Source organism: Pseudacidovorax sp. RU35E (genome assembly GCF_900156165.1).
GTDB lineage: Bacteria > Pseudomonadota > Gammaproteobacteria > Burkholderiales > Burkholderiaceae_C > Xenophilus.
The window spans coordinates 296245-313746 of record NZ_FTMY01000006.1; the positions used below are offsets into that span (position 1 = coordinate 296245).

A 17502-nucleotide genomic window follows, 5' to 3' on the forward strand; every position below is an offset into this window, starting at 1 on the left:
GGGCTCAGGCTCCCAGCAGCGCGTTGGCGATCACGTTGCGCTGCACCTCGGAGGTGCCACCGGCGATGGTGCGGGCGCGGGTGAACATGTAGTTCTGGATCCAGGTGGCGGCGGGCAGCTCCTCGCCGCCGGCCTCGGCCAGGAAGCGGTGCGCGGCCTCGGGGCCGACCGCGTCGAGGGCGATGGTGGTCAGGCGCTGCGCCACGTCGGCGCAGGTCATCTTGATGGCCGAGGGCTGCACGCCCAGTGGCCGCTGGTGGATCAGGTCGTCGGTGGCGCTGGCCATCATCACGCGCGCCCCCTGCAGCTCGGCCTCGCACAGCAGCAGCTTGTGCTGCAGCACGCCGAAGTCGCGCCGGCTGCCGGCCGCCTGCGCGGCCTGCTGCAGCAGCGCCGAGACCTGGCGGTGCATCAGTGCCAGCCGGGCCACGTTGGCCGGGGGCAGGCGCTCGCGTTCCAGCAGGAACTTGGCGCAGGTCCAGCCCTTGCCTTCCTCGCCGATGAGGTTGTCGGCACGCACGCGCACCTCGTCGAAGAAGACCTCGTTGAGGTGGTGCCAGCCGTCGATGGTGCGGATGGGCCGCACGGTGATGCCGGGCGTGTCCATGGGCACCAGCAGCAGCGAGATGCCCTCCTGCTTCTTCGCCTCTTTCGAGGTGCGCACCAGCATGTAGATCATGCTGGCCTCGTGCGCGTGGGAGGTCCAGATCTTCTGGCCATTGACCACCCAGTGCTCGCCATCGCGGCGGGCGCTGGTCTGCAGCGAGGCCAGGTCGGAGCCCGAACCGGGCTCCGAATAGCCCTGGCACCACCAGTCCGCGCCATCCAGGATGCGCGGCAGGAAGCGCGCCTTCTGCTCGGGCGTGCCGAAGCGGATGATGACCGGGCCGATGTGGCCCAGGCCATGGTGGTACAGCGGCGGGCAGTCGTTCTCGGCCATCACCTCTTCGAAGATCAGGCGCTGGCGGATGTCCCAGCCGGTGCCGCCGACTTCCACCGGCCAGCTGGGTGCGCCCCAGCCGCGGTCGTTCAGGATCTTCTGCCAGGCCTGGTACTCGCGCTTGGTGATCTTCTGGCCGGCGGCCACCACGGCCCGGATCTCCGGCGGGCAGGCCTCGCGGGCGAAGGCCTCCAGTTCACGCCGGAACGCGGCGTAGTCGATGGACATCGTGTCTCCTCGTCTCTCTCATTCGGACCGCCCCAGGCGCACGGGCCACGGGGCGGAAGGAGCGGCGCTCAGCCGCGGCGCAGCTGGTCGATCAGCGCATCGAGCGCGGCGGCAGCGCCTTCGGCATCGCGGGCGCGCAGGTGGCGCACCACGGCGCGCCGCAGCGGGTACAGGTCGGGCCGCGCGCGCACCGACAGCACATGGGTCATGCGCTCGCGCAGCACCGTGGTCATGGTCTGGGCCATGAGCATCAGCGCGTCGTTGTGGCCAGCAGCGGCGATGGCGCCGAAGAAGGCGCTGGCCGAGTCGATGCGGGCCTTGAGCGGTGCATCCTCGGGATGGGCCTCGATCAGCGCGGCGGCCGCCTCGATGGCGTCGATCTCGTCCTCGCTCGCGCGTTCGCACGCCAGGCGCAGCAGCCGGCCGTAGAGCGTGCGGTAGGCCTCGTCCACGTCGGCATCGCCCATGCCGCCCTGCACCACGCGCTGACGCAGCGACTCGGCCAGGCGCATGTAGGCGCCCTTGTAGAACACCAGCGCCTGCTCGCCGGTGCCGGCGCCCAGGTGGTGAACCTCGCCGATGAAGATGACATGGTCGCCCGCGTCATGGGCGGCGAACAGGCGGCATTCGAAGCTGGCCAGGCAGTCGTCCAGCAGCGGCATGCCCAGCTCGCCCTCGCGCCAGGCCACGCCCTCGAACTTGTGCTCGATCCTGCTGGAGGCGAAGCGGCCCGACAGCGCGTCCTGGTGCTCGCCCAGGATGTGGATGGCGAAGCCCTCGGCCTGCTGGAAGGTTTCCAGCAGGCGGCTGGCCTTGCGCAGGCTGAACAGCACCAGCGGCGGCTCCAGCGAGACCGAGCTGAAGCTGTTGCAGGTCAGCCCCGCGGGCTGGCCGTCGGCCGTGCGCGTGGTGACGATGGCCACGCCGGTCGGGAAGCAGCCCAGGTGCTGGCGCAGCAACGTGGGCTCGATGGCGGGCCGGGTGCGTTCGGCGGTGGCAAGCGCGGTCATGGCAGGCCTCGGCGTGCGGCTCAGGCGGTGGCCAGCTCGGGCTGGGCGGCCGCGGCGCGGTGCGGCGGATCGTTGGCGATCTCCTGCTGCACGGTCGGGATGATGACCTCGGCCCAGGTGCGCAGCTGGCGCAGCATGGTCGGGTGGTCGAAGTCGCCCATCTGCGTCTGGAAGCAGTAGTGCACCGGCTTGAGCGTGCGGATCTCGTTGACCACGCGCTCGATCACCGTGTCGATGCTGCCCACGGGCAGCAGGGCGCGCATTTCGTCCAGCGTCGGCTCGCCCTCGACGATGCCTTCCTCGACCTGGTAGTCGTCGGCGATCTGCGCCGTGCGCCGCTTGAGGCTGACGGCGATGCGGCGCTGGTAGCGGGCGCAGTCCAGGTACTTCTCGACCTCGTCCTTGTCGTTGCTGGCGTAGGCGGCGCGCAGCAGGCCCACGGGCACGGCGGCAGGGTCCTTGCCCTCCTGCGTGGCCACGCGGTCGATGAGGGCGCGGGTGCCGGCCAGCTTCTCCAGGCCGCCATCGCCGCCGGAGACGAACACATGGTGATTGCCGCGCACCGCGCGGGCGACGAAGCTCGGATCGACGCTCGTGATCCACATCGGCGGGCCGGGCTGCTGCACGGCGCGCTGGCTGATGGCGCTCATCGGCTGCTGGTAGTACTGGCCGTCGTAGCTGAACTTGGGCTGCTTGAGGCCCATTTCCAGCATGTCGAGCATCTCGAAGGTGCGGGCCTTGGCCGTGTCCAGCGCGACGCCGAAGCGCTCGAATTCGAAGTGCTGGTAGCCCGAGCCGATGCCCAGGTTGAGCCGGCCGTTGGACAGCTGGTCCACCATCGCCACGTCGGCGATCAGGCGGGCCGGCGTGTACAGCGGCGCCACCACGATGCCCGTGCCCAGGCGGATGCGGCGCGTGGCGGCCGCGCAATGCGCGATCATCGTCAGCGGCGACGAGCACATGCCGTAGTTGCTGAAATGGTGCTCGGCATACCATGCCGCGCCGAAGCCCAGCTCGTCCGCCAGACGCGTCTGTTCGACGGCGTCCCGCAGGATCTCGTGCGAGGTCTTATGTTTGTTTCGCTGCTGCATCAGAATGAAGATTCCGAAGTCCATGGCCGTTGCTCCTGATCGTTGGTTCGTGACGTGGATCAATGCTAGGAACGCCCCGGCCTGCCAGCGCACCGTCATGCGCACACCTTCTTTGCGTCTTTCGAAATGAAGGCCCTCGACTCGCTGCGCATCTTCGTCACCACCCAACGCAAGGGCAGCCTCTCGGCCGCGGCCCGCAGCCTGAGCCTGTCGCCGGCCACCATCTCGCGGCGCATCAGCGCGCTGGAGGAGGAGCTGGGCGTGCAGCTGGTGGATCGCACCAGCCGCAACCTCAAGATGACCGAGGCCGGCCAGGCCTTCCTCTCGCGCGCCGAGGGCGTGCTGGAGGCCATGGCCGATGCCGAGCAGGCCGCGCGCAGCGCCCGCCAGCGGCCCGAAGGCCGGCTGCGGGTGCATTCGCGCACCCACATCGGCCTGCGCGTGGTGGCGCCGCTGCTGCCGCGCTTCGCCCAGCGCTATCCGGACATCCAGGTGCAGATCGAGCTGTCGGAGCATCCGGTCAACCTGGTCGAGCACGACTTCGACGTGGACATCCGCACCGGCGAATCCAACGACTCGGGCTTCGTCATCAAGCGGCTGCTCTCCAGCGACGAGGTGCTGGTGGCCAGCCCGGCCTACCTCAAGACCAATTCGCGCATCAGGCACCCGAACGACCTGCCGCAGGCCCGGTGCCTCACCTACCGGCGCGAGCACGAGGCCACGAGCTGGAAGTACGTGGACGAACAGGGCGTGCAGCAGGAGCTGGCGATCCAGGGCGTGCTGAGCGCCAACAACGGCGAGATGCTGCGGCTGGCCGCGCTGGGCGGCATGGGCGTGGCGCTGCTGTCCGAGCCCACGGTGCGCAGCAACCTGCAGGACGGCACGCTGGTGCGCCTGCTGCCCGAGTACCGCTTCGCGGTGCGGGCTTTCTCCAACGGCATCTTCGCGGTGTTCCGCCAGAACCGCGCCCTGCCGCTGAAGGTGCGGGCCTTCGTGGACTTCGTGGCCGAGGCGCTGCAGGACGACGCGCCGGCCGATCTCTGAGGCGGGTGCCTACGCGCCGGCGCTGCCGTTGAGCTGCAGCGCCAGGCTGTCGACGAAGGCGCGCACGCGCGCCGAGTGCTGGTGCCGCTGCGGATAGACCGCATAGATGTCGGCGTCGGGCGTGTCGAACTGCGGCAGCACCTGCACCAGCCGGCCGCTGTCCAGGTAGCGGCGGATGTCCCATTCGGCCCGCATCAGGATGCCGTGGCCCGCCAGCGCCCAGGCCACGGCGATCTCGCCGTCGTTGGTCGTGAGGTTGCCGCGGATCTTGACCGACTCGGCGGCCTTGCCCCGCGTGCGATGGCTGGCGAGCCGCCACACGCCATACGCCTCCTCGCCCTGCCGGATGCCGATGCAGTTGTGCCGCACCAGGTCGGCCGGATTGCGCGGGTGGCCGTGCCGGGCCAGGTAGGCCGGCGCCGCGCACAGCAGCCGCCGGTTGGCCGCCACATGCCGGGCGATCACGCGGGCCTCGGGCGGCGCGCCGAAGCGCACGCAGACGTCGTAGGCGTCGTCGGTCAGCGGCGGTGGATTGACAGACAGCTGCAGCTGCACCTCCACGTCGGGGTACTGGCGGACGAAGCGGGAGATGACGGGCGCCACATGGCTGCGGCCGAAGCCCAGCGTGGCATTGACCCGCAGCAGCCCCTGTGGCTGCGCCTGCGTGCCCGAGAGCAGCTCGTCCAGCGAATCGATCTCGGCCAGCACCCGGCGGGCGCCCGCCAGCAGCGTCTCGCCCTCGGGCGTGAGGCTCATGCGGCGGGTGGTGCGGTTGACCAGCGCGACCTGCAGGCGCGCCTCCATCTGGGCCAGGTGCTTGCTCACGGCGGGCGTGGTGATGCCGAGTTCCCGGGCCGCCGCGCTCAGGCTGCCCGAACGCGCCAGCGCCGAGAAGAAGCCGATGTCGCCCGGAAGAATCCTGCCGCTCATGCCACCATCCTTGACCCCAGGTTAAAAGCGGGTTGACTGTAGCGGCGTTCGCCGAGGCGTGCAGTGCCTACAGTGACCCCATCGCAATCCATCACTGCAGCGGAGACAGCATGAAGGTCTACAAGATCGCAACCATTCCCGGAGACGGCATCGGCAAGGAGGTCGTGCCCGCGGGGCGGCAGGTGCTGGAGGCGCTGGCCGAGGGCAGCGCGGCCTTCCGCTTCGAGTTCGAGGACTTCGGCTGGGGCGGCGACTACTTCCGCGAGCACGGCGTGATGATGCCGGAGGACGGCCTGTCGGCGCTGCGCGGCAAGGACGCCATCCTCTTCGGTTCGGCCGGCGATCCGCACATCCCCGACCATGTGACGCTCTGGGGCCTGCGCCTGAAGATCTGCCAGGGCTTCGACCAGTACGCCAACGTGCGTCCCACGCGCATCCTGCCGGGCATCGACGCGCCGCTCAAGCGCTGCGGGCCGCAGGACCTGAACTGGGTCATCGTGCGCGAGAACTCCGAGGGCGAGTACTCGGGCGTGGGCGGCCGCGTGCACCAGGGGCATCCCATCGAGGCGGCCACCGACGTGTCCATCATGACCCGCGTGGGCGTGGAGCGCATCCTGCGCTTCGCCTTCCGCCTGGCCCAGTCGCGGCCGCGCAAGCTGCTGACGGTGGTCACCAAGAGCAACGCGCAGCGCCATGCCATGGTGATGTGGGACCAGATCGCCGCGGAGGTGGCGGACGAGTTTCCAGACGTCACCTGGGACAAGGAACTGGTGGACGCCATGACGGCGCGCATGGTCAACAAGCCGGCCACGCTCGACACCATCGTCGCCACGAACCTGCATGCCGACATCCTGAGCGACCTGGCCGCCGCGCTGGCCGGCAGCCTGGGCATCGCGCCCACCGGCAACATCGACCCGGAGCGCCGCTATCCCTCGATGTTCGAGCCCATCCACGGCTCGGCCTTCGACATCATGGGCCAGGGGCTGGCCAACCCGGTGGGCACCTTCTGGTCGGTGGTGATGCTGCTGGAGCACCTCGGCGAGCACGAGGCCGCCGCCCGCGTCATGCAGGCCGTCGAGCAGGTCACGGCGGACGTGCGCCTGCACACCCGCGACCTGGGCGGCAGCGCCACCACGGCCCAGGTGACGGAGGCCGTCTGCCGCCAGCTGGCCGGCTCGCCTGCGCGCATGGCGGCCTGATGAGCCCACCGTCCGCGGCCCTGCGCTGCGCGCGGCGCCGCGGCGCCTGAGGCCCGCCTCCTGCGCTGCCACACGGCAGCGCGGCGGGCCCTCCCCTTCACTTCGCCAAGGAATTGCCATGCAGTTTGCGCTGCAGGATCCGCTGCGCCTGCTGCGCGGCATGTTCGACGCCGCCGTCGCCGCCGCCCAGCCGGCGCTGTGCCTGCCGGCGCTGCTGCCGTCGCCGCCCGCCGGCAGGACCGTGGTGATCGGCTTCGGCAAGGCCGCGGCGGCCATGGCGCAGGTGGTCGACGACCGCTGGGCCGGCGAGCTCTCGGGCGTGGTCGTCACGCGCTACGGCCATGGCGCCCCCTGCGGCCGCATCCGCGTGATGGAGGCGGCTCATCCCGTGCCGGACGACGCCGGCCTGGCCGCCAGCGCGGCCCTGCTGGCGGCCGTGCGGGGCCTGGGGCCTGAGGACCTGGTGCTGTGCCTGGTCTCCGGCGGCGGCTCCGCCCTGCTGCCCTGGCCGCTGCCGGGGCTGACCCTGGCCCACGAACAGGCCATCGCCCGCCAGCTGCTGGCCAGCGGCGCATCCATCGCCGAGATGAACTGCGTGCGGCGGCACCTGTCCGGCATCAAGGGCGGCCGCCTGGCGCTGGCCTGCCGGCCCGCGCGGGTGGTCAACCTGCTGCTGTCGGACGTGCCGGGCGACGACCCGGCGGACATCGCGTCCGGCCCCACGGTGCCCGATCCAAGCGACTGTGCGCAGGCACTGGAGATCCTCCACCGGCGCCGCATCGCCGTGCCCGAGGCCGCCATGGCGCTGCTGCGCACCGGCGAGGCCGAGACACCGAAGCCGCACGATCCCCGCCTGCCCCTCATCGAGAACCGCATGGCGGTCACGCCGCAGCGGGCGCTCGAAGCCGCGGCGCAGGTGGCCGAGCGCGCGGGCATCGCCGTGCACATCCTCGGCGATGCCATCGAGGGCGAGTCGCGCGACGTGGCCAAGGTCATGGCCGGCATGGCGCTGCAGGTGGCACGCCGCAACCAGCCTTTCGTGGCTCCCTGCGTGCTGCTCTCGGGCGGTGAGACCACGGTGAGCCTGCGCGGCCACGGGCGGGGCGGGCGCAACGTGGAGTTCCTGCTCGCGCTGGCCCTGGCGCTGCAGGGGCATCCGCGCATCCATGCGCTGGCGGCCGACACCGACGGCGTGGATGGCATCGAGGAGACCGCCGGCGCCGTGATCGGCCCGCAGACGCTGGCCCGCGCCCATGCGGCCGGCCTGCGCCCGCGCGAGCGGCTCGACGACAACGACGCCCACGCCTTCTTCGAGGCGCTGGGCGATGCCGTGGTCACGGGCCCGACCCGCACCAACGTGAATGACTTCCGGGCCGTGCTGGTGCTGCCCCCGCACGGCGAGTCCAACGACGCGGCCCGTCCGCACGCCCGCCCATGAGACGACACCGACAGGCCAAGATCGTGGCCACGCTGGGCCCCGCCAGCGACCATCCCGAGCGCATCCGCGCGCTCTTCGACGCAGGTGCGGATGTGTTCCGCCTGAACTTCAGCCATGGCACCGCGCAGGACCACCAGCGGCGCTTGGCGGCCATCCGCGAGATCGAGCGCCAGACCGGGCGCCCCATCGGCGTGCTGATGGACCTGCAGGGCCCCAAGCTGCGCATCGGTACCTTCGCTGCCGGCCCGGTGACGCTGGCCGACGGCGCGCGCTTCGACCTGATGCTGGACGCCGACACGGCGGGCGATGCCACGCAGGTCGCCCTGCCCCATCCGGAGATCTTCGAGGCGCTCGGTGCCGGCACCGAACTGCTGCTCGACGACGGGCGCATCCGGCTGCGCGTGGAAGCCTGCGGGCCGGGCTTCGCACACACGCGGGTCGTGACGGGCGGGCGCCTGTCCGACCGCAAGGGCGTGAACGTGCCCGGGGTGGTGCTGCCGCTGTCCGCACTCACGGCCAAGGACCGCGCCGACCTCGCCGTCGGGCTGCAGCTGGGCGTGGACTGGGTCGCCCTGTCCTTCGTGCAACGGCCCGAGGACATCGTGGAACTGCGCGCCCTGGTGGGCGGACAGGCCGGCATCGTGGCCAAGCTGGAGAAGCCCGCAGCCATCGCCAGCCTGGAGGCCATCGTGGCCGAGGCCGATGCCGTGATGGTGGCGCGTGGCGACCTCGGCGTGGAACTGCCGGCCGAACAGGTGCCCGCCCTGCAGAAGCGCATCGTGCGGGCCTGCCGCGACGCCGGCAAGCCGGTGATCGTGGCCACGCAGATGCTCGAATCGATGGTGGCCGCCCCCGTGCCCACGCGCGCCGAGGCGTCGGACGTGGCCACCGCCATCTACGAAGGCGCCGATGCGGTGATGCTGTCGGCCGAATCGGCCAGCGGCAACCATCCGGTCGAGGCCGTGCGCATGATGGACCGCATCGTCCACCACACCGAACGCGATGCTGCGTACCGGCCGGGCATCGACGCCTCGCGCGCCCTGCCCCAGGCCCGCGTGGCCGATGCGATCGGCGCGGCCCTGCGCGACGTGGCCGGCCTGCTGCGGGCGGCGGCGGCCGTCGCCTATACCAGCTCCGGCCACTCGGCACTGCGCATGGCGCGCGAACGGCCCGACGCACCCATCATCGGCATGACGCCCCGCACCGCCACCGCACGCCGGCTGGCCCTGGCCTGGGGTGTCCATGCCGTGCTCTGCCATGAAGTGCAGAGCGTGTCGGAGATGACCGAGGTGGCGGTGGACACCGCGCTGCGCGGCGGCTTCGGCACGACAGGCCAGTTCCTCGTGATCGCGGCGGGCATGCCCTTCGCCACGCCGGGCACCACCAACCTGCTGCGAGTGGCACCGCTGTGAGCGCGCCACTGTTGAACAGCGGTTAAGAAAGCCTTCACTGCACAGGCATGTCGTGATGGGACGGCCTGCCTACCCTTGAGTCCACAACCGAAACGGAGACAACATGAGCAAGAGCCGCATCCTTTGCAAGGCGGGAATCGCCACGGCCCTGACCCTGGCCGCAACGCTGGCCGGTGCACAGAACTGGCCTTCACGGCCCATCAGCCTGATCGTGCCCTTCCCACCCGGCGGCAGCTCGGACGTGCTGGCACGCTCGCTCACCGACAAGCTGTCGCAGACCCTGGGGCAGCCTGTGCTGGTCGAAAGCCGGCCCGGCGCGGGGGCCACGGTGGGCGCCGACTTCGTGGCCAAGGCCAAGCCCGACGGCTACACGCTGCTGATGGGGGCCGTTCACCACACCATCGCGACGAGCGTCTACCGCAAGCTTCCCTACGACTTCGAGAAGAGCTTCGAGCCCGTGACCACCATCGCGTTGGTGCCCAACGTGCTGGTCGTCAACGCCAAGAACAGCGCCACCGACGTGAAGGCCCTGGTGGCCCAGGCCAAGGCTGCTCCGGGCCGCCTGTCCTATGGCTCCAACGGCAATGGCACCGTGCAGCATCTGATCGGCACGCAGTTCGCGAGCCAGACCGGCGTCGAGCTGCTGCATGTGCCGTACAAGGGCAGCGCGCCGCTGACCACCGACCTGCTGGGCGGCCAGGTCGACATGTCCTTCGACACCATCACGCCGGTCATCCAGCACATCCGTGCCGGCAAGCTGCGGCCCCTGGCCGTGACCACCGCGAAGCGCTCCAGCGCGCTGCCCGACGTGCCCACGCTGGCGGAGTCCGGCCTGAAGGACTTCGACCAGGGCACCTGGTTCGGCGTGCTGGCACCCAAGGGCACGCCACGCGACATCGTGGTCAGGCTCAACGCCGAGATGGGGAAGATCATCCAGTCGCCCGACTTCCGCAAGCGCATGGAAGAGATCGGCGCCGAGCCCGTGGGCAACACGCCCGAGCAGATGGCCGCGCAGATCCGCGGCGACACCGCCAAGTACGCGCAGCTCGTCAAGGACGCCAAGGTGTCCGTCGACTGAGTGCCAGAGGCCGCCAGCGCCGGCCTCCCGCGGAACCTGCGGCACCTGCGGCACCTGCGTGCCGCCCTTCACCTTGCACCCGCCGTTCGCCGACCCACGCGGCGAGGACGGCCTGCGTGCGCCCCCAGCACCAAGAGGAGACATCATGGACAAAAACAGCACGAAGAGAACCGTGCGCGGCGCGGCCGTCGCCGCACTCGTCGGCGGACTGGCCATCGCGGCCTGCGGCGGTGGCGGTGGCGACAGCGGCTTCAACCCCGCACTGCTGGCACTGGGCGCCACGCCTGCCCCGGCGCCAGCCCCCGCCCCCGCCCCCGCACCGGCGGCGCCCCCTGCCGAACCCGGCCTGCCCGCCGTGCAGCAGACCGAGTTCGAACGGCATATGGAGGCCTCGCGCCTGAACACGGGCGGCGATCCGCAGATGGCCTATCCGTGGCGCGCCTTCTACTGCAACCTGTCCGACGACAACAACGCCATCGTGCTCGCCGAACGCGCCAAGAACAGCATCCGGGTGCCGTTGACGCAGCTCTTCGACGACGTCTGGTACATCGGCACCGAGTATGTCGGCCAGTACATCCTGCGCGACGCCAACGGCTTTGTCATGATCGACGCGGGCAACAACGCCCAGGAGATGCGTGACTACGACCTGCCGGCGCTGCGCCAGCTCGGCCTGTCGCCCACCCTGCCACTTCATGGCGTGCTGGTCACCCACGGGCATTTCGATCACGACGGCGGCGCCCTGGAGCTGAAGACCGCCACTGGCGCACCGATCTACCTCGGCTCAGCCGACGCGATCAACAAGGCGTACGACCCGGTCAAGCTGGACTCGATGGTGCAGGACCCCTACGACATCGTGGTGGGCGGCCGCACGGTCACGGTGCTGTCCACCCCGGGGCACACGGCGGGCACCACCGGCTTCGTGGTGCGCGCCAAGGACGGTGGCAAGGACGTGAAGCTCTTCGTCTCGGGCGGCTCGTCGCTGGTGACCGACAACGTGGCCCTGATCCAGGCGTACCTGCACTCGATGGAGCGCACCTATGCGCTCATCAAGACGCTGAAGGTCGACACGGCCTCCAATCCCCACATCTACTGGGACGGCTCTCGCGCGCTGATCTACAAGATCCGCGAGCAGGGCCTGAAGTCGCCCAGCCAGTTCGTGATCGGCAACGAGAAGCTGCTGCGGGCCATGGCCATCGGTTACTCCTGCACCGCTGCCTGGCTCGCCAAGAAGTCCCCTGAAGCGGCCGTGCCCGTGTGGCGCGTGAGCGCGCTCGACTTCATCGCCGGCAGCCCGAGTCCCAATCGCATTGCGGCCCGCCTCGTCAACGGCTGGGGGCCGGTGGCCGGAAAAACGGTGAGCTTCGCCACGGCCAGTGGCGAGGCCGTCTGCCAAGCCACCACCGATGCCAAAGGCCTCGCAAGCTGCGCCACGCCCACACCCGCGCTGGCTGTGGGGACCGACCAGCTGGTCGCGCGCTTCGCAGGCACGAGCACGCAGCAGACGGTCGATCTGGGCAGCGAAGCCACGGCATCCTTCGAGGATCTCAAGTCTTCACTGTGTCGCGACCTGGGCCAGGCCAGGCAGGCGAGCGGATCGCGTGTGGGCGACAGCACCTACAAGGCACGACTGGACGCCGATGGCGATGGTGTGATCGGCGTGGGCGACGTTCAGCAGATGACGGCGCTGCTGCCAAATGGGAGCGCCTGCCCGTGATTCGGAAATGGGCACAGATGCTCATAAAGACAACTCCCGCTAGGGTTTTCACGTGATTCATCGCTGCCTCATCAGTTCTACATTGGTTATGCAACTGAACTATTTTGAGGAGAGACAGATATGTCATTCACGTCCCTTGCGAGGTTGACCGCACCGCTCGCTGCGGCTGCCCTGGCGGCAGCGTGCGGTGGCGGTGGTTCGTCGTCGCTGGCCTTCGTGCCCAACACCGCGGCGCCTGCACCCGCTCCCGCACCCGCCGGTGCCCCCGCGACGGCACCGGCCACGCCATCCGATCCGCCGCTGCCTCAGCTGGCCGCTGCGGTGGGCGCTGCGTTGCAGGGCGACTGCACCTCGCTATCCGGCTTCAGCTTTGCCAACACCACCATCATCAGCGTGACGACCGCCGCAGCTGGCGCGCTCAAGGTCGCCGGCAAGGACATCGGCGCGCATTGCGTCGTCACCGGCAAGATGTTCGAGCGCGTCAGCCCCGTCGATGGCCAGACCTACTCTGTCGGCTTCCAGATGCGCTTGCCCGTGGCCTGGAACGGACGTTACCTGTACCAGGGCAACGGCGGCACGGACGGCGTGGTCTCCAACGCCACCGGCGCCGTCGGCAGCGGCGGACCGCTGACCAATGCGCTCTACAACGGATTTGCCGTGATCTCCTCGGACGCGGGGCACAGCAGCGCACAGAACCCGTTGTTCGGCCTCGACCCCGAGGCGCGCATCGACTACGGCTACGGTGCGGTGCGCAAGCTCACGCCCATGGCCAAGGCACTGATCAAGGCCGCCTACGGCAAGGGTCCGGACCGCTCCTACGTGGGTGGCACGTCCAACGGCGGCCGCCATGCCATGGTCACGGCCTCGCGCCTGCCCGCCGAGTACGACGGCGTGCTGGCCAACTCGCCCGGCTTCAGCCTGCCCAAGGCGGCAGCCGCGCAGCTCTACAGCGCCCAGCAGTTCCGCAAGGTGGCCACCGACGAGACCGACCTGTCGACGGCCTTCACCGTCGCCGAACGCAACCTGGTGGCACAGAAGATCAACGACCGCTGCGACGCGCTGGACGGTGTCAAGGACGGACTGGTGCAAGACGTGGAAGCTTGCCGCACCGCCTTCAATCTGTTCCGCGACGTGCCGACCTGCGTCGGTGCCCGCGATGGCACCTGCCTGACCGGCGCCCAGAAGAGCGCCATCGACGCGATGTACTACGGCCCGGTCAACAGCCGCGGCGAGCAGCTCTATGCCACGCAACCGTACGACCCGGGTCTGGCAGGCAGCGGCTGGGCCGGCTGGAAGTTCGTCAACTCGGTGGGTGCAGCGCGCGATCCGGTGGCCGTGGGCATCATCTTCCAGGTGCCGCCGGACGCAAGCATCGTGAGCAACACCCGGGCCTTCGCGTTCAACTACAACTTCGACCTGGACTATCCCAAGCTCTTCGCGACCAACACGCTCTACACCGAAAGCGCCTGGTCCTTCATGACGCCGCCCAACCCGACAAAGCTGGACACGCTGCGCGACCGCGGCGCCAAGATGATCGTGGTGCAGGGCGTGTCGGACGGCGTGTTCTCGATCGACGACACGAAGCGCTGGTATGACGAGCTCAACGCCGACAACAAGGGCAAGGCCGCACGCTTTGTCCGCTTCTTCCGCGTGCCGGGCATGAACCACAGCAGCGGCGGCATCGCGACCGACCAGTACGACGCGCTGGATGCGCTGGTGAAATGGGTGGAGCAGGGCGTGGCCCCGGACCGCATCGTCGCCACGGCGCGCGGCACGGGCAATGCGGGCGGCGTGAACGCCGAGCTGCCTTCCGGTTGGACCGCCGACCGCACGCGCCCCTTGTGCCCCTATCCGCTGGTGGCCCGCTACAACGGTACAGGCGACAGCGAGAAGGCCGAGAACTTCAGCTGCAAGTGAGCACCTGGGCCCCGCCCTTCAGCGTTCACCCCCCGAAACGCTGCGTCGGCAGGCCCACCGCCGGCAGACCCTCGACGACGAACAGCCCCCCGTCCTGCGGCAGCCGGCCTTCCAGCCGGGTGCTGCGCGAGATGCTGGTCACGTAGAGCTGCGCGTACCCAGGCCCGCCGAAGCACAGGCTGGTCGGGTAGGTGAGTGGCAGCGGCACGAGCCGCTCCAGTTCACCCGTGGGCGAGAAGCGCGCCAGCTGCGCCGCGCGCACCAGCACGCTCCAGACGAAACCCTCGGCGTCGACCGTGGCGCCATCGGGCCCCGAGTCGAAGCCATCGGTCTGCACGAAGCAGCGCTTGCCCGACAGCGGGCCATCGGGGTCGTAGTCGTAGGCCCAGATCACGCGCGCCAGGCTGTCGGCCAGGTACAGCGTGCGGCCGTCGGGACTGAAGCACGGGCCGTTGGCAAAACCGATGTCGTCGGCCAACTGCTCCACGCGGCCCTGAGGCCGCAGGCGGTACAGCCCGCCGCGCACCGGGGTGCCCTCGGGCCGGTTCATGTGCATGGTGCCGGCGACGAAGTTGCCCGCGGCGTCGCACTTGCCGTCGTTGAGCCGCACATCGGCGTCCGAGAGGCCGATGTCGCCGAGCAGGGTCAGTTCCCGCGTGCCGAAGTCGTAACGGCCGAAGCCATGGCGCAGGGCCACCACCACCGCATCACCCTGCGCCGGCGCAATGGCGCCCAGTGGCGCCGGCAGCGGGTGCGATGACAGCGCCCCCGTGGCAGGCGCCCGGCGGTGCACTGTGCCGACCAGCGCATCGATCCAGCACAGGGCCTGGGCCTCGGCGTCCCAGCAGGGGCTTTCGCCCAACTGGTCGCGCGTGGCGCCCACGCGGCGGATGTCGATTCGGGAAGAAGGCATCGGCGCAGTGTGCGCATCGGCGACGGCCGCCCATGTGCAGGAGTCGGAAAGCATCTTTTCATTGATCGGCGTCAAGGTCCGTGGACGCCCCCCTAGACTGGTCGCCATGCCCGAGACAGGGCCAAGGACTAGGAGACACACCATGAGCCAACGCCGCCATTTCCTGGCGGGCCTGCTGCTCGGCGCCTGCGCGCTGAGCCCGGCCCTCGCCCAGCAGAACGTCACCCGCATCGTGGTGCCCTTCGCCGCCGGAGGCGGCACCGACCAGTACTGCCGCATCCTGGCCCAGGAGCTGAACAAGCACGGCATGAACGTCATCATCGAGAACAAGCCGGGCGCCAGCGGCATCCTCGCGGCCGACTACGTGGCCCGCTCCAAGCCGGACGGCCAGACGGTGCTGGTCTCGTCGCTGGGCACGCTGGCCAACAACATCGCGCTGTACGACAAGCTGCCCTACGACCCGGCCAAGGACTTCGCCTCGGTCACGCAGATCGCCTACCAGCCCTCGGTGATCGTGGGCCGCACCGACCTGCCCTACAAGAACATCAAGGAGATGGTGGCCTATGCCAAGGCCAACCCCGGCAAGATCAACCGCGGCTCGCCGGGCGCCTCCATCCTGACCAACCTGGCGCCCATCGCCTTCGAGCGCGCCCAGGGCTTCAGCACCACGCACATCCCCTTCAACGGCGACGCGCCGGCGCTGCAGGCACTGCTGGGTGGGCAGATCGACATCCACGGCACGTCCATCACCGGCTCGCTGCCCTACATCAAGGCCGGCAAGCTGCGCGTGCTGGGCGTGATGGACGACCAGCGCCTGCCGCAGGTGCCCGATGCGCCCACCTTCAAGGAGATGGGCTACGACATGGTGGCCACGCTCTGGTATTCGTTCTCGGTGCCGTCCGGCACGCCGCGTGCGGCCATCGACAAGCTGAACAAGGCCGTCAACCAGGTGATCGCCGACCCCGAGTTCGTGGCCCGCGCCCGAGCCATCGGCATGGAGCCGCGCGGCAGCACGCCGGAGGAGCTGGACCGCTTCGTCAAGACCGAGTCGGACCGCTGGCTGCCGCTGCTGCAGAGCCTGAACATCCCCAAGCAAGGCACCTGAGGCTCCGCCTGTCATGACGTCCTTCTCTCCCGCCCCGCTCGCCGGCCTGCGTGTGCTGGACCTGTCCCGCGTGATGGCGGGGCCGCTGTGCGCGCAGGCGCTGGCGGACCTGGGCGCGGAGGTGATCAAGGTCGAGCATCCGGAACGCGGCGACGACACGCGCGACTGGGGCCTGCGCATCGGCCGGCACAACACCACCTACTTCAACAGCTGCAACCGCAACAAGCGCTCGGTGGCCATCGACCTGCAGACGCCCGAGGGCCGCGACATGGCGCGGCAGCTGGCGGCGAAGAGCGACGTGCTGATCCAGAACTTCAAGCATGGCGGCGCCGAGAAGATGGGGCTGGGCTACGAGGACCTGAAGGCGCTCAACCCTGGCCTCATCTACTGCTCGATCGCCGGCTATTCGGCCCTGGGCCCGGAGCGTGCGCGGCCGGGCTACGACCTGGTGATCCAGGGCGAGACCGGCCTGATGGCGATGAACGGCGAGGAGGGCCAGGGCCCGCTCAAGTTCGGCATCGCGGCGGTGGACATGTTCACCGGCATGTATGCGGGGCAGGCGATCCTGGCCGTGCTGCACGAGCGCCACCGCACGGGGCGCGGTCGTCACATCCAGATGTCGCTGTACGACGGCGGGATGATGATCACGTCCTACTACGGCCTCACGGCCTGGATGCAGCAGGCCGACCCGCCCAAGTTCGGCAACTCGCATCCGTCGATCGTGCCGTACGGTGTGTTCGAAGCGGCCGATGGACCGGTGGTGATCGCGGTGGGCAACAACGGCCAGTTCCGCAAGTTCTGCGAGGCCGTGATCGACCGGCCCGACCTGCCGCAGGACCCGCGCTTCGCGCAGAACACCGAGCGCTCGAAACACCGTGCAGTGCTGCTGCCGATCCTGCTGGCCGAGATCGCCAAGCATCCGCGGGCGCAGCTGATCGCGCGCATGGACGCGGCGGGCATTCCCTGCGGCGAGGTGCTGGGGCTGTACGAGGCGCTCGGTTCGGCCCGCACCCGCGAGGTGGGTCTGTGGCACAGCTTCGAGGACAGCGAAGCCGGCACGCAGGGCGTGCATGCGCCGCCCTATGTCTTCGATGGCCAGCGCGCGTCCGTTCACCAGCCGCCACCGCATCTGGGCGAGCACACGGCCGAGGTACTGGGCGAATTGCTGGGGTTGCAGGGCAGCGACCTCGAAGGTCTGCGGGCGCGGCAGGTGATCCGGTAGCGCTGGTTCCTCCCGGGATGCACTCACGCCCGGGATGCACTCACGCCCGGGGTTCTAACCGGCAGAGGACGCCGGCATGCGCGCTCCCGGTGCACGCTCGCGCTGACCGGCTTGTTGCACGAGAGGGGTGCTCGCTCTCCACCGACGCGCCTTGGGCACTGCACGGCGCCGCGAATGGCACCTCCGCACGCACACCGTCATCCTCCGCCTCGACGTTGCGCGCGAGCCCTCCGCTTTTCAGGTCGTGGGGACTTGAGGCCA

The 17502-nt window shown here is 69.9% G+C and carries 14 protein-coding genes; 9 read left to right on the forward strand and 5 right to left on the reverse strand.

Going from position 1 to position 17502, the window contains the following annotated elements; genetic code table 11:
• Positions 1–4: 4 nt before the first annotated feature.
• The 3 genes from BXA03_RS13275 to BXA03_RS13285 all read right to left on the reverse strand — a co-directional run bounded on the left by BXA03_RS13275 (position 5) and on the right by BXA03_RS13285 (position 3293).
• Complete coding sequence (locus tag BXA03_RS13275) at positions 5–1168, reverse strand: acyl-CoA dehydrogenase family protein (protein ID WP_076508406.1); 1164 nt, start codon at positions 1166–1168, stop codon at positions 5–7.
• A gap of 68 nt (positions 1169–1236) precedes the next feature.
• Positions 1237–2178, reverse strand: coding sequence for a flavin reductase family protein (locus BXA03_RS13280; RefSeq protein WP_076508408.1), 942 nt, complete (start codon positions 2176–2178; stop codon positions 1237–1239).
• Positions 2179–2198: 20 nt separating this feature from the next.
• On the reverse strand, positions 2199–3293 hold the full coding sequence (locus tag BXA03_RS13285; protein ID WP_076508410.1) for an LLM class flavin-dependent oxidoreductase: 1095 nt from the start codon (positions 3291–3293) through the stop codon (positions 2199–2201).
• A gap of 102 nt (positions 3294–3395) precedes the next feature.
• Between BXA03_RS13285 and BXA03_RS13290 the strand changes: the two genes are divergently transcribed.
• Positions 3396–4313 carry a LysR family transcriptional regulator gene (locus BXA03_RS13290; RefSeq protein ID WP_076508412.1) on the forward strand — a complete coding sequence of 306 codons (918 nt, stop codon included), beginning with the start codon at positions 3396–3398 and terminating at the stop codon, positions 4311–4313.
• 9 nt (positions 4314–4322) lie between these two features.
• On the opposite strand, the gene BXA03_RS13295 is transcribed toward BXA03_RS13290, so the two are convergent.
• Positions 4323–5243: a LysR family transcriptional regulator gene (locus BXA03_RS13295; protein ID WP_076508414.1), complete on the reverse strand. Its 921-nt coding sequence runs from the start codon at positions 5241–5243 to the stop codon at positions 4323–4325.
• A 110-nt stretch (positions 5244–5353) separates the two neighbouring features.
• Here BXA03_RS13295 and BXA03_RS13300 point away from each other — a divergent pair, with 110 nt between their 5' ends.
• From BXA03_RS13300 to BXA03_RS13325, 6 genes are all read left to right on the forward strand, one after another.
• Entirely contained in the window at positions 5354–6442 is a 1089-nt protein-coding gene (locus BXA03_RS13300; RefSeq protein WP_076508417.1) for a tartrate dehydrogenase, read from the forward strand.
• A gap of 118 nt (positions 6443–6560) precedes the next feature.
• On the forward strand, positions 6561–7880 hold the full coding sequence (locus tag BXA03_RS13305) for a glycerate kinase type-2 family protein (RefSeq protein WP_076508420.1): 1320 nt from the start codon (positions 6561–6563) through the stop codon (positions 7878–7880).
• The gene (pyk, locus tag BXA03_RS13310) at positions 7877–9292 is read left to right on the forward strand and encodes a pyruvate kinase (RefSeq protein WP_076508423.1); all 1416 of its coding nucleotides are present in this window, start codon (positions 7877–7879) and stop codon (positions 9290–9292) included. Before BXA03_RS13305 ends, pyk begins: the two co-directional genes overlap by 4 nt.
• A 103-nt stretch (positions 9293–9395) precedes the next feature.
• Positions 9396–10370: a Bug family tripartite tricarboxylate transporter substrate binding protein gene (locus BXA03_RS13315; protein ID WP_076508426.1), complete on the forward strand. Its 975-nt coding sequence runs from the start codon at positions 9396–9398 to the stop codon at positions 10368–10370.
• Positions 10371–10515: 145 nt separating this feature from the next.
• A complete protein-coding gene (locus BXA03_RS13320) occupies positions 10516–12084 on the forward strand; it encodes an MBL fold metallo-hydrolase (protein WP_076508429.1) in 1569 nt (522 codons plus the stop codon).
• Between the two features lie 120 nt (positions 12085–12204).
• Positions 12205–14001 (forward strand): tannase/feruloyl esterase family alpha/beta hydrolase, encoded by a 1797-nt coding sequence (locus BXA03_RS13325; protein ID WP_083716061.1) that lies wholly within the window; start codon positions 12205–12207, stop codon positions 13999–14001.
• 25 nt (positions 14002–14026) lie between these two features.
• Here BXA03_RS13325 and BXA03_RS13330 read toward each other — a convergent pair whose 3' ends face one another.
• Positions 14027–14914 (reverse strand): SMP-30/gluconolactonase/LRE family protein, encoded by an 888-nt coding sequence (locus BXA03_RS13330; RefSeq protein WP_083716072.1) that lies wholly within the window; start codon positions 14912–14914, stop codon positions 14027–14029.
• 142 nt (positions 14915–15056) lie between these two features.
• Here BXA03_RS13330 and BXA03_RS13335 point away from each other — a divergent pair, with 142 nt between their 5' ends.
• Together BXA03_RS13335 and BXA03_RS13340 are read left to right on the forward strand one after the other, a co-directional pair.
• On the forward strand, positions 15057–16019 hold the full coding sequence (locus tag BXA03_RS13335) for a Bug family tripartite tricarboxylate transporter substrate binding protein (RefSeq protein ID WP_076508432.1): 963 nt from the start codon (positions 15057–15059) through the stop codon (positions 16017–16019).
• 13 nt (positions 16020–16032) lie between these two features.
• Positions 16033–17241: a CaiB/BaiF CoA transferase family protein gene (locus BXA03_RS13340; protein WP_076508435.1), complete on the forward strand. Its 1209-nt coding sequence runs from the start codon at positions 16033–16035 to the stop codon at positions 17239–17241.
• The last annotated feature ends 261 nt before the right edge of the window (positions 17242–17502 follow it).